At 70.5% G+C, this 11,859-nt stretch carries 12 protein-coding genes and 1 pseudogene; 7 read left to right on the forward strand and 6 right to left on the reverse strand.

The genetic code is table 11. From position 1 onward, the window contains the following. Positions 1 to 28 precede the first annotated feature (28 nt). From QE399_RS19760 to QE399_RS19770, 3 genes are all read left to right on the forward strand, one after another. Positions 29 to 349: an antibiotic biosynthesis monooxygenase family protein gene (locus QE399_RS19760; protein ID WP_309831511.1), complete on the forward strand. Its 321-nt coding sequence runs from the start codon at positions 29 to 31 to the stop codon at positions 347 to 349. 155 nt (positions 350 to 504) lie between these two features. Then, the gene (locus tag QE399_RS19765) at positions 505 to 978 is read left to right on the forward strand and encodes a hypothetical protein (RefSeq protein WP_309831513.1); all 474 of its coding nucleotides are present in this window, start codon (positions 505 to 507) and stop codon (positions 976 to 978) included. A gap of 27 nt (positions 979 to 1,005) precedes the next feature. Further along, positions 1,006 to 1,698: a DUF4124 domain-containing protein gene (locus tag QE399_RS19770; protein ID WP_309831515.1), complete on the forward strand. Its 693-nt coding sequence runs from the start codon at positions 1,006 to 1,008 to the stop codon at positions 1,696 to 1,698. A gap of 24 nt (positions 1,699 to 1,722) precedes the next feature. Here QE399_RS19770 and QE399_RS19775 read toward each other — a convergent pair whose 3' ends face one another. Next, the gene (locus QE399_RS19775) at positions 1,723 to 2,676 is read right to left on the reverse strand and encodes an NAD-dependent epimerase/dehydratase family protein (protein WP_309831517.1); all 954 of its coding nucleotides are present in this window, start codon (positions 2,674 to 2,676) and stop codon (positions 1,723 to 1,725) included. 68 nt (positions 2,677 to 2,744) lie between these two features. On the opposite strand from QE399_RS19775, the gene QE399_RS19780 reads away from it, so the two are divergent. Then, positions 2,745 to 3,809, forward strand: a complete 1,065-nt coding sequence (locus QE399_RS19780; protein WP_309831519.1) for a CDP-6-deoxy-delta-3,4-glucoseen reductase — start codon at positions 2,745 to 2,747, stop codon at positions 3,807 to 3,809. 74 nt (positions 3,810 to 3,883) lie between these two features. Here QE399_RS19780 and QE399_RS19785 read toward each other — a convergent pair whose 3' ends face one another. After that, positions 3,884 to 4,234 (reverse strand): four-helix bundle copper-binding protein, encoded by a 351-nt coding sequence (locus QE399_RS19785; RefSeq protein ID WP_309831521.1) that lies wholly within the window; start codon positions 4,232 to 4,234, stop codon positions 3,884 to 3,886. Between the two features lie 232 nt (positions 4,235 to 4,466). On the opposite strand from QE399_RS19785, the pseudogene QE399_RS19790 reads away from it, so the two are divergent. Then, positions 4,467 to 5,440: pseudogene (locus QE399_RS19790) on the forward strand (Bug family tripartite tricarboxylate transporter substrate binding protein). 203 nt (positions 5,441 to 5,643) lie between these two features. On the opposite strand, the gene folK reads toward QE399_RS19790, so the two are convergent. The 4 genes from folK to hda form a co-directional block, all read right to left on the reverse strand. Continuing rightward, positions 5,644 to 6,186 (reverse strand): 2-amino-4-hydroxy-6-hydroxymethyldihydropteridine diphosphokinase, encoded by a 543-nt coding sequence (gene folK / locus QE399_RS19795; protein WP_309831523.1) that lies wholly within the window; start codon positions 6,184 to 6,186, stop codon positions 5,644 to 5,646. A 27-nt stretch (positions 6,187 to 6,213) separates the two neighbouring features. Beyond that, positions 6,214 to 7,845 (reverse strand): polynucleotide adenylyltransferase PcnB, encoded by a 1,632-nt coding sequence (gene pcnB, locus QE399_RS19800; RefSeq protein ID WP_309831525.1) that lies wholly within the window; start codon positions 7,843 to 7,845, stop codon positions 6,214 to 6,216. Next, positions 7,842 to 8,543, reverse strand: coding sequence for a histidinol-phosphatase (locus QE399_RS19805; RefSeq protein WP_309831526.1), 702 nt, complete (start codon positions 8,541 to 8,543; stop codon positions 7,842 to 7,844). The genes pcnB and QE399_RS19805 overlap by 4 nt, the downstream gene beginning before the upstream one ends. A 76-nt stretch (positions 8,544 to 8,619) precedes the next feature. Beyond that, positions 8,620 to 9,318 carry a DnaA regulatory inactivator Hda gene (hda, locus tag QE399_RS19810; protein WP_309831528.1) on the reverse strand — a complete coding sequence of 233 codons (699 nt, stop codon included), beginning with the start codon at positions 9,316 to 9,318 and terminating at the stop codon, positions 8,620 to 8,622. 340 nt (positions 9,319 to 9,658) lie between these two features. Between hda and purM the strand changes: the two genes are divergently transcribed. Next, positions 9,659 to 10,723, forward strand: coding sequence for a phosphoribosylformylglycinamidine cyclo-ligase (purM, locus tag QE399_RS19815; RefSeq protein WP_309831529.1), 1,065 nt, complete (start codon positions 9,659 to 9,661; stop codon positions 10,721 to 10,723). A 14-nt stretch (positions 10,724 to 10,737) separates the two neighbouring features. Beyond that, positions 10,738 to 11,823 carry an AI-2E family transporter gene (locus tag QE399_RS19820; RefSeq protein WP_309831532.1) on the forward strand — a complete coding sequence of 362 codons (1,086 nt, stop codon included), beginning with the start codon at positions 10,738 to 10,740 and terminating at the stop codon, positions 11,821 to 11,823. Positions 11,824 to 11,859: the final 36 nt, after the last annotated feature.

Consider the following 11,859-nt stretch of genomic DNA (forward strand, 5'->3'; position numbering starts at 1 on the left):
CGGCTGCATGCGGCCCTTCCGGCATTCCATGATCCTCGAATCCGCTACGCTCACCGTGCGCGCCGGCCAGAACGCCGCGTTCGAGGCAGCCTTCTCCCAGGCCCAGCGCATCATCGCGTCCATGCCCGGCTACCTGTCCCACGAACTGCACCATTGCATCGAAAGGCCGCAGGAATACCTGCTGCTGGTGCGCTGGCGCACGCTGGAGGACCATGAGGTGGGCTTTCGTACTTCGGCGCCTTACCAGGAATGGAAGCAGCTCCTGCACCATTTCTACGACCCGTTCCCGACGGTGCTGCACTACGCCGCAGTCCCTGGCGCGGCAGACGCAGCAGCGCCTGCGCGCTGACGCGAGGGCGGGCGGAACACCCAGACACAACCGTGAAGGCCCGGCAAAGCCTGACAAGCGGGGGTAGATACGGTCAACCAAAATGGGGCGCAGCGCGTCAGTGCGTGAAGGGTGCAGCAACTTGCCGCCCCGTTTTGGAAAGATCGAGCCCCGCCATGTCGTCCACCGCCCTCCGACTCTTCGCAGCCTGCACCGCAGCGGCCCTGGCCGCAGGCTGCGTTGCCGTGCCGGGCGATCCGTACTATGAATCCGGTTCGTACTACCCGCCCACCTCGTCCGTGACGGTGTACGAGCAACCCGGCTATGTGTATTCCAGCCCGCGCGTCTACCCCGTGCCGGTGCCGTACCCGGTCTACACCCCGCCGCCTCCACCCCGGCCTTACGGCTGGCAGCGTGACCGGGACCACTGGCAGAACCGCGAAGGCTGGCGCAGGGACGCCGATCGCCGCGAAGCGGACCGCCGCGAGGGCGAGCGGCGCCGCGAAGCCGACCGCCAGCGCGACCAGGCGGAACGGGACCGCCGGGACCAGGCAGAACGCGATCGGCGCGCCCAGCAGGACCGTGGCCGCGGCAACGCGCCCGCAGCCCCGCCTGCCATGATTCGCACCCCGCGCCCCGAGTGGCGCTGAACCCCACCGCGCCGTACGATGGCGGCCATGCAGCGCAGCACCCCCTCCTCACTCCCCGCGACCCTCCGGAATCGGCACGCCGCCAGGGGGTGGCGCCTTGCTGCCTGTTCCGTACTCATCGCCCTGTGGCCGCTGGCGTCGCCCGCGCAGGTGGTGCGCTGCACCGATGGGGCGACCGGCAAGGTCACCTATACCAACGGGGAGTGTGCCCAAGGCGCTTCCGTGAGGGAGATCGAGGCCCGCAAAACGCCTGAGCAGATCCGGCAGGAGCGCGCGCAGGCCGCGGATGCCCTGGCCGATCAGCGGGACCGGGAACGGCGCGAGTCCCAGGAGCAGCGCGAGCGCCGCGCCATAGAACGCACGGCTGCACCGACCCGCGTTCCGACGGCGCCTGATCCAGCCCAATCCGCCGAATGCCACCAGGCCCGGCGCGCGCTGCAGGATGTGAACGCCAGCCTGGGTCGCGGCATGTACGACGAGCAGGCCCGGCTGGACCAGGCACAGCGGCAAGCCGACCTGGCCTGCCTCACCCCTTCCGCCTACGCAGAGGCCGAACGCGCCCGCACCAACCGGTCGGTGGCCTACCCGGCCTCGCCCTACTATGTGCCGCCCATCGTCGTGCAGCGCCCGCCCCGGCCGCAGCCGCAACCGGCGCCGCCCATCACGAACTGCAACGTGTTCCGCTGCTACGACGGACGCGGCAACACCTACCCCCGCTAAACAGTAAAAGCCGCGCCGGCCCCCTCAGGCGGGCTGGTTGCGCAACCCGTGGGCGACGGTGGGATAGCGCAGGCGCAGGCGCAGCTCGCGCTGCATGCGCGTGGCGTCCAGCTGGCGCGACTCGCCCATGAAGCTCAGCAGCGACACCGGCAACTGCTGCTGCGCGGTGCTGCGCGGCACGCGCGGCGGCCGCGGCAGACCGTACAGATCCGCTGCCAGATCGAAGTAGTCGCCCATCTTCATTCCGCTCGCATCGCTCACGTTGTAGGTGCGCTGCGCCTGCCCGCGCCACAGCGCCGCCACGCAGGCCCGCGCCAGGTCGTCGGCGTGGATGTGGTTGGTATAGACATCGTCATCGGCCACCAGCACCGGCGTGCCGCGGCGCAGGCGTGCCTCGGGCGTTCCGCCTTCGCGGTCCGGCGCGTAGATGCCCGGAATGCGCAGGATGCTGGCACGCGTGCCAGCCCGGCCGAGGTGGCGGATGGCCCGCTCGGCGTTCACGCGGCGTTGCGCGCGCGGGGTGGCCGGCGCCACGGCGCGGGTTTCGGCCACCCGGGCGCCGCCGCAGTCGCCGTACACGCCGCTCGTGGAGGCATACACCACCGCGGCCGGCAGCGCGCGCAGGCGCAGCGTCCGCGCCAGCGCCACGGTGCGCGCATCCATCCACCAGTCGGCGCCGGCCGCCCCCTCGCCCGGCGGCGGAGCCAGGTGCAGCACGCGGTGTGCCAGGCCGGCCAGGCGGCGCAGCGAGCCGGCATGGTCCAGGTTTCCTGCTAGCGGCGTGATGCCGGCGGCGCGCAGGGCGGCCTTGCGGTCCGGGCTGGACGTGAGCGCCAGGACGCGCGGCCGGTGCGTGCCCTGCGCCGCGCCCAGTGCGCGAGCGGTCCGCAGGCCGACGTCGCCGCAGCCGATGACGAGGATGCGCTGGCGCCGGAAGCGGGCCGGGAGCGCTCCGAGGGGGTTCTGGTTTGAGGGCAAAATCGGATCCGTTGAGAAGCCGGGCATCCATCACAGCACCGGCCAGAGAAAAACCCGAGGATACCCACATGACGAGCGCAGAGACCGCCAGCGCGGCACTCCAGATCAGCGTGCAGCCCAGCGGGCGCGCCTTCACGGCACAGGGCGGCGAGTCCATCCTGGCGGCCGCCATCCGCGGTGGCGTGGGCCTGCCCTACGGCTGCAAGGACGGTGCCTGCGGATCGTGCAAATGCAAGAAGCTCAGCGGTTCGGTGGTGCATGGCGAACACCAGGAGAAAGCCCTTTCGGCCGCCGAGGCCGACGCCGGTTTCGTTCTCACCTGCTGCGCCATCCCGCTGACCGATGTGGTGCTGGAGTCGCGCCAGGTCACCGATGAAAGCGCCTTCCCCATCAAGAAGCTGCCCGTGCGCGTGTCGACGCTCTCGCGCGTCTCGCACGATGTCATGGTCGTGCGGCTGCAGCTGCCGGCCGCCGACACGTTCCGCTACCACGCGGGTCAGTACATCGAGTTCATCCTCAAGGACGGCGCGCGCCGCGCCTACTCCATGGCCAACGCGCCGCACACGCAGGCCGCAGGGCCGGGTGTGGAACTGCACATCCGCCACATGCCCGGCGGGCGCTTCACCGACCACGTCTTCCAGGGCATGAAGGAAAAAGAGATCCTGCGCGTCGAAGGGCCGTTCGGCAGCTTCTTCCTGCGCGAGGACTCCGACAGGCCCATCGTGATGCTCGCCTCCGGCACGGGCTTCGCGCCGATCAAGGCGCTCATCGAACACATGCAGTTCAAGGGCATCACCCGTACCACCACGGTGTACTGGGGCGGCCGCCGGCCTGGCGACCTGTACATGGATGCCTGGCTGCGCGAGCGGTCGGCAGAGATGCCCCACCTGCGCTACGTGCCCGTGGTGTCCGACGCCCAGCCGGACGACGGCTGGACAGGCCGCACCGGCTTCGTCCACCAGGCTGTGCTGGACGACATCGCCGACCTGTCGGGCTACCAGGTGTATGCCTGCGGCGCGCCGATCGTGGTCGATTCGGCCCGCCAGGCCTACTGCGCCGAGCGCGGCCTGCCCGCCGACGAGTTCTACGCCGACGCCTTCACCTCCGAAGCGGACAAGCACGCACCTGCCTGAGCCGGGCCGGGCCGGGCCGGCGCCAGCGCACCGGCCACCGGTTCAGCGCCAACGGTCCGTGCGCGCCGCCGCGGTCAAGCGAACATGTCTCGGCACAGTTGCGCGCAGCGGTGGCAGGCCTGGGCGCAGTCCTGGCAGTGCGGGGCCGTGTGGCTCTCGCACTCGTGCGCGCAGCTCTCGCAGATGCGCGCGCACAGCTCGCAGACATGCGCCACGTGGGCGCTGTCGCGCGCCATGCAGGCAGCGGCCAGGCGGCACACGGCAGCGCAGTCCATGTCCAGTGCGATGCACTTGGCCATGTGGCGCGGGTCGGGCTCGCGCAGGCAGGCGGCCGAGCAGAAGTCGCAGGCGTTCGCACAGTCCGTGCAGGCCGCGATGCAGTCCAGGTAGCGGGAACGGGCCAGGGTGTGGGGGGCTTCAAGCATGCGGGTTCCTCAACGTTCGTGGAAGAAAGCCGCCCGCCCCCGGCACCACCCACCCCCACCGCACCTCGCTGGGCGGGTGCGGTGCAGCGGGCAGCAGCAGCGGGGGTGATGCAACCTGCAGCGGCGGCGGCAGCCTGCGCCATTGTCGGCAGTGGCCGCGGTTTGATCCTGTAGGACTGGACTGCGAGCTTTCCTTGCTTGCGGCGCCTTCTTTTTTGCACAATGGCGGGCTATGAACCGCAGAAACCTCCTCCTCACCGCCACGGCCCTGGCCGCAGCCATTGCATCCCCCCTGGCCCATGCCCAGGACGGCCCCATCCGACTGATCGTGCCGTATGCTCCGGGCGGCCCGCTGGACGTGACCTCGCGCGCGCTGGCGGAGCGGGTGCGCGACACGCTGGGGGTGGTGGTGATCGACAACAAGGCGGGTGCCGGCGGCAACATCGGGGCCGACGCCATCGCCAAGGCCGCGCCGGACGGCCTGACCATCGGCCTGGCTGCCACCGCCACGCATGCGGTCAATCCCTGGCTGTACAGCCGCATGCCCTACGACGCGGGCAAGGACTTCGCGGGCATCACGCAGATGGTGCGCGTGCCCAACGTGCTGGTGGTCAACGCCGCACGTGCCGAGCAGCTCAAGATCCACACCGTGGCGGACCTCATCGCCTACGCCAAGTCGCATCCCGCCAAGCTCAACTACGGCAGCGGCGGCAACGGCAGCGCAGGCCACCTGGCCGGCGAGATGTTCAAGCAACGCGCCGGCATCTTCGCGCTGCACATTCCCTACCGCGGTGCCAGCCCGGCGCAACTGGCCCTGCTGGCGGGCGAGGTGGACTACAACATCGACAACCTGGCCGCCGCGGCGCCCAACATCCGCTCGGGCAAGCTGAAGGCGCTGGCCGTGACCTCGCTGGAACCCAGCCCCATGCTGCCGGGCGTGCCGCCGCTGTCTGCCACGTTCAAGGGCTTCTCGATCGACACCTGGTGGGGCCTGGTGGCCCCGGCCGGCACGCCCAAGCCCGTGATTGCCCGGCTCAACAAGGCCTTCACGGACGCGCTGAAGGCGCCCGAAACCAAGACCCGCTTCACCGCCCTGCTGGCCGAGCCCGTGCCCACCACGCCGGAGCAGTTCGATGCCTTCATGGCGTCCGAACGCGCCAAGTACCGCGACGTGGTGTGAAGGCCTCGGGCGCGCAGGTCGACTGAGCGCCGGACGCGCAGGGTCCATCGCTACAAAAACCGTAGCACCCTGCGCTTGCCCGACCTGGGCTAGAAGTCAAAAATGCCATGAAGAAGCCCCGGAAGGCCGCCCAGGCCGCCCGGGGCTTTTCTGTTTCTTCAGAAGGCCGGCGGGGCCGTGGCCGCTGCTGCCACGGAGACGCCGCAGGCGGATCTGGCCGGAGAACGCTTCAGCCCGGCAGCGGTGGCCAGGCTGCGTCCCGCAGGCGTTCGATGCGCTGCCCTGCCACGGCGGCCAACGGCGCGGCCGGCACCTGCTGCGGCGCGATTTCGGCCAGCGGCATCAGCACGAAGGCGCGCTCGGCCATGCGCGGGTGCGGCACGGTCAGTTCCGGTGTGGCGATGCGTTCGTCGGCGTGCAGCAGCAGGTCCAGATCCAGGGTGCGGGGCGCGTTGCGGTAGGGCCGCTCGCGGCCGGCGGCCTGTTCGATCGCCTGCAGCGTGTGCAGCAGCACCAGCGCGGGCAGCGTGGTGCGCAGCTGGGCCACGGCATTCAGATAGTCCGGCCCGCCCGCGTCCACCGGGGCACTGCGGTAGAGCGACGACACGCGCACCACCTCCACGCCCGGCACGGCGGCCAGGGCCCGCACGGCCTGGGCCAGCGCGGCGCGGGCGTCACCCAGATTGGCCCCGAGGCCGACCCAGCTGTTCACGCCTGCCTGCGGCGGCGCACTCTCCTGCGCTACGGAAGGAAGGGGCGGCACGGCCGTCATGCCGCACAGGCTCCGCACACCATCGGGTCAGGCGTCGGAGGCAGGCGCCGCAGCGGCGGGCGCCGCGCCGTCTCCGCCACCGGCGGGCTTGCGGCGACGGCGGCGGCGCTTCTTGGGCGCAGCCGTGCCATCGCCCTGCGCGGTTTCGTCCGGGCCGTCATCGTCCGCGCCCACGGCGTGGGCGGCGTCTTCTTCGGCCCGCGCAGCAGCGCGGCGCGGCTGCGCGGGTGCTGCGTCGGCGGCCTTGGACACGCGGCGCACGACGGGCTGGGCCTTGCGCTGGCGGGCCTTCTGTTCCTCGCGGGCCTGGTCGATCATGTCCTCGCGGCGGGCGTCGTCCGCCTGCTGGAACTCCTGCCACCATTCGGCCAGCGCCTCCTCGACCTCGCCCACGTCCGCGCGCAGGCGCAGGAAGTCGAAGCCTGCGCGGAAGCGCGCCTGCGCCACCATGCTGTAGGGCGTGGTGCCGGCGCGCTTGTCGAAGCGCGGCTGCATCACCCAGATCTCGCGCATGTCGGCGGCCAGCTTGCCGCGGCCCGAGACGTCGCCGATGCGCTGGTTGAACACTTCGTCGATGGCGTCCTGCAGCGCGGGGAACGGGTGCTGGCGCTCCGCCAGGCGCAGATCCCAGCCCGTCTTGACGTCCTGCCACAGCACACAGGCCAGCAGGAAGCTGGGCGCCACGGGCTTGCCCTCGCCCACGCGGCGGTCGGTGTCGGCCAGCGCGGCGTGCACGAACGGCAGCTCGGCGCGCTCCACCACCACGTCCAGCAGCGGGTAGATGCCCTTGGACATGCCCAGCTTCTTGAGCTGCGCGATGGTGGCCAGCGCATGGCCGGTCTGCAGCAGCTTGAGCATCTCGTCGAACATGCGGCTTTGCGGCACATCGGCCAGCAGCGCCTGCGAAGCGACCAGCGGCGCCGCCGTCTTGGGCTCCAGGCTGAAGCCCAGGCCCGACAGCTTGGCGGCAAAGCGCACGGCACGGATGAGGCGCACCGGGTCTTCGCGGTAGCGCGTGGCCGGGTCGCCGATCATGCGCAGCAGCTTCTTCTTCGCGTCCTGGATGCCCTTGTGGTAGTCCACCACCACCTGGGTCTCGGGGTCGTAGTACATCGCATTGACGGTGAAGTCGCGGCGCGTGGCATCTTCGTCCTGCGGCCCCCAGACGTTGTCGCGCAGCACGCGGCCGCTCGCATCCACGGCATGCTGCATGCCCGACAGCTGCTGCTTGCTGGTCTTCTCGTTGCCGCTCACCTGCTGCTCGATGGCGGTGTTGTCCAGGTAGGCGCGGAAGGTGGACACCTCGATCACCTCGTGCTCGCGGCCCCGACCGTGCACCACGTGCACGATGCGGAAGCGCTTGCCGATGATGAAGGCGCGCCGGAACAGGCCTTTGACCTGCTCGGGCGTGGCGTTGGTGGCCACGTCGAAGTCCTTGGGCTTGAGGCCCAGCAGCAGGTCGCGCACGGCGCCGCCCACGATGTAGGCCTCGTACCCAGCCTGCTTGAGCGTGCGCACCACATCCGAGGCGCGGCGGTCCACCAGGTCGGGGTTGATGCCGTGCACGGACGCAGGGACCTCTTCGCGCTTGCCGAAGCGGTGCTTGCCGGTGCCGGTGGCGCCTTTGCCCAGCAGCTTGTCGATGAACTTCTTGATCATGGTTTGGGGGGGAACAGGTCCAGTATGCGCCAGCCACGGTGCTGGGCGAGTGCGCGCAGGCGCGGGTCGGGGTTGGTGGCCACCGGAAGATCGACTCGCTCGAGCAGGGGCACGTCGTTCATGGAGTCGCTGTAGAACGTGCTGTGCACGTCGCTCCACGTCCAGCCGCGCTCGGCCAGCCATTGTTCCATGCGCTGCACCTTGCCTTCGCGCATGGAGGGAACGCCGCGGATGGCGCCGGTGATCCAGCCCTCCGCGTCGCGCTCCAGTTCCACCGCCAGCAGTTGCTCCACGCCCAGCGCCTCGGCGATGGGGCGGGTGACGAACTCGTTGGTGGCGGTGATGATGACCACTTCGTCGCCGGCGTCGCGGTGGCTGCGCAGCAGGTCCAGAGCCTCCTGGCGGATGGCCGGCTGGATCACCTCGCGCATGAAGCGTTCGTGCGCCTGCGCCGACTCGGCCGCGCCGCGCAGGCGTGCGGCCTCGGTGGCGAACTGCACGTATTCATGCACGTCCAGGGTGCCGGCGATGTACTGGTCGTAGAAGGCCTGGTTGCGCCGGCCGAAGGCGTCCCGGTCGGCCCAGCCGATGCGGATGCTGAACTCGCCCCATTCGAAGTCGGAGTCCAGCGGCAGCAACGTGTGGTCCAGATCGAACAAGGCCAGCCGGGAGCGTGGCGCGGAAAGTTCAGTGGTCATTCAAGTAAGAGAGTCGCCAAGGCGGACAAGGAGCGGAGCGGCAGACGGATCACAAGGGCCCGGAGCGCAGCCACCGCTACTCGGTCTCCAGCATGGTCTTGAGCAAGGGAATGGTGATGGCCCGCTGCGTGCGCAGGGCAAAGCTGTCGAGCTGGTCGAGCAGCTCCATCAGGCTGCCCAGGTCGCGCGAGAAGCGGCCCAGCATGTAGTTCATCACCTCGTCGGACAGGAAGATGCCGCGCGCATCCGCCTCCTGGCGCAGCACGGCGCGGCGCGCCGCCTCGTCCAGCAGGTGGAGCTGGAACACATGGCCCCAACCCAGGCGGCTGCGCAGGTCGTCGCGCAGGGGCAGGTCGGCGGGGGGCAGGTCGCCGGCGGCCAGCACCCAGCGCGGGGATCCGACGGCGGGGCTGATGGCGTTGACGAACCAGTTGAAGGCCGCCGCCTGCTGGGCCGTGTTGTACAGGTGCACTTCGTCGAGCAATACCGCCGTCCAGCGCTCATCGAAGGCCGTGGGGTCGGAAACGGAGGCGTCGAGCCAGCCCACCGACGAGCCTTGCTCGCGCAGGGCCTCGCGCACGGCCTTGAGCAGGTGCGACTTGCCCACGCCGGACTCGCCCCAGAGATAGGTCGGCACCGGAGAGCGGGGCACGGGGCTGCCGCCATCGCCGACCGCCAGGCGCAGGTGCTGCAGCGCGGCCTCGTTGGCGCCGGCGAAGAAGCGGTCCAGGGTGGGGCCGGTGGCCAGCCCGATGTCGAGCGCCAGCTGCTTCATGCCGCCGTCCGTGGTGCGCCCAGGCGCGCTGCCGATGCAGACGGCAGCCGCCCCGGCGTCCGCAGGCAGAAGGCGGCGGGCGCGGCAAGGGGATGGAACAGGACAGCGAGGGGCATCGGGAGGTTCGGGAAAGCCGTACAGCACGGCCGCAATGAAAGGCAGGCCAGGATTTTAGTCTGCCGGCACCCGCCGCCGGAACCTGTTTGCACACACGCCGCAGGCGCGGCCGGCCGTGGAAGGAGGCCGGGGCGCGCGGGAATTGCGGCCGGGGCGGGCGCGCCGCTTAAAATCCCGGGTTCCGGTCCGCCGTGCGGGCCACCCCCAGCACCACTCCATTCCCATGAGCTCTTCTGCCTCCTCCACCCCCATCTCCTACAAAGACGCCGGCGTCGACATCGACGCAGGCGACGCGCTGGTCGAGCGCATCAAGCCGCTCGCCAAGAAGACCATGCGCGAAGGCGTGCTGGCGGGCATCGGCGGCTTCGGCGCCCTGTTCGAGGTGCCCAAGCGCTACAAGGAGCCGGTGCTGGTGAGCGGCACCGACGGCGTGGGCACCAAGCTCAAGCTGGCATTCGAGTGGAACATGCACGACACCGTGGGCATCGATCTGGTGGCCATGAGCGTCAACGACGTGCTGGTGCAAGGTGCCGAGCCACTGTTCTTCCTGGATTACTTCGCCTGCGGCAAGCTGCACGTGGACACTGCTGCGGCCGTGGTCGGCGGCATCGCCCGCGGCTGCGAGCTGTCGGGCTGCGCGCTGATCGGCGGCGAAACGGCCGAGATGCCCGGCATGTACCCCGACGGCGAATACGACCTGGCCGGCTTTGCCGTCGGCGCGGTGGAAAAGAGCAAGATCCTGACCGGCAAGGACGTGGCTGTCGGCGACGTGGTGCTGGGCCTGGCGTCGGCCGGCGTGCATTCCAACGGCTTCAGCCTGGTGCGCAAGTGCATCGAGCGCGCGGGCGACAGCGCCCCCGCCACGCTGGACGGCAAGCCTTTCAAGCAGGCCATCATGGAACCCACGCGCCTGTACGTGAAGAACGTGCTGGCCGCGCTGGCGCAGCACCCGCATTTGGAAGAGGCAGGCGGCATCAAGGCGCTGGCCCACATCACCGGTGGCGGCCTGCTGGAAAACATTCCGCGCGTGCTGCCCGACGGCCTGGCAGCACACCTCAAAGCCGGCAGCTGGCCGCAGACGGAACTCTTCGCCTGGCTGCAGAAGACCGCCGGCATCGACGACATCGAGATGAACCGCACATTCAACAACGGCATCGGCATGGTGGTGGTGGTGGCTGCCGCCGCGGCCGAAGCGGTGGCCGCGACGCTGCGCGCCTCCGGCGAGACGGTCTACACCATCGGCGCCATCGCCGAGCGGGCCGCCGGCGCACCGGTCGTGGTGGCCTGACCCGGCCGCACGCCATGCAGCCGCCGGCACCGCAGGACCGCACGCCCCCTCCTCCTGCCCTGCAGGTCGCAGCGCCTTTTCAGCCCGCGACACGCGGCGTGCGCATCGCCAGCCATGTGCTGGTGGCCTGCGCCCTGCTGCTGGTGATGTGGCGCGGGCTGCTGCCCGGGCTGCTGTGCGTGTGCCTGGGCTTTCTGCTCACCCGCTGGCTGGCCCCGCGCTTCGTGGCGCTGCGCCGCCGCCTGCCCGGACGGGCCGGGATGCAGGCCGGCCAGGCGCTGGCTGCCGCGGTCGTGATGCTGGCGCCTCTGCTGCTCGTGGTGCTGGCGCTGTCGCAATCGCGCAGCTATATCGTCGAGGCGCCCCAGCAGTACCGGGAACTGCTCGACTTCCTGGCGCGCACCGTGCTGGAGCTGCGGCTGAAGCTGCCCACCGACATCGCGGCGCAGTTGCCCGAGGGCGCCGCCGAGATCCAGCGCATCATCGCCGGCTACCTGGGCGCGCAGGCCGGCGCCCTGGCCATGGCGGGCCGCGCCTGGCTCACCGGCCTGCTGTATGCCTACGTGGGTCTGCTCATCGGGGCCCTGGCCGCCGTGCGCACGGTGAGCGCGCAGCGCGGGCCGCTGGCGCAGGCGCTGGTGCTGCGCGTGGCCTATTTCGGCGACGCGTTCCGGCAGATCGTGGCCGCGCAATTCTGGATCGCCGCCTTCAACACGGCACTGACGGCCCTCTTCCTGCTGCTGGTCCTGCCCCTGTGGGACCTGCGCCTGCCGTACACGCCGGCCCTCATCACGCTCACCTTCGTGGCCGGGCTGGTGCCCATCGTGGGCAATCTGCTGTGCAACGTGGTCATCACCCTGGTGGGCCTGTCGGTCTCGCCCATGGCGGCGCTGGGCTGTTTGGCCTTCTTGATCCTGATCCACAAGGCGGAGTACGTGATCAACGCCAAGGTGGTGGGCCAGCGCACCCACATGGGCGTGTGGGAACTGCTGTCGGTGATGTTCGTGGCCGAGGCGGTGTTCGGCCCCGCGGGCCTGGTGGCGGCGCCCCTCTTCTACGCCTACCTGAAGAAAGAACTGGAAGCCGCACGGCTGGTGTGAGGCGCGCGGGCGCCTCGCAACCGGAGCGCAGCGCCA

Origin of the sequence: Paracidovorax wautersii (assembly GCF_031453675.1) — a bacterium.
Classification (GTDB): Bacteria; Pseudomonadota; Gammaproteobacteria; order Burkholderiales; family Burkholderiaceae_C; genus Paracidovorax.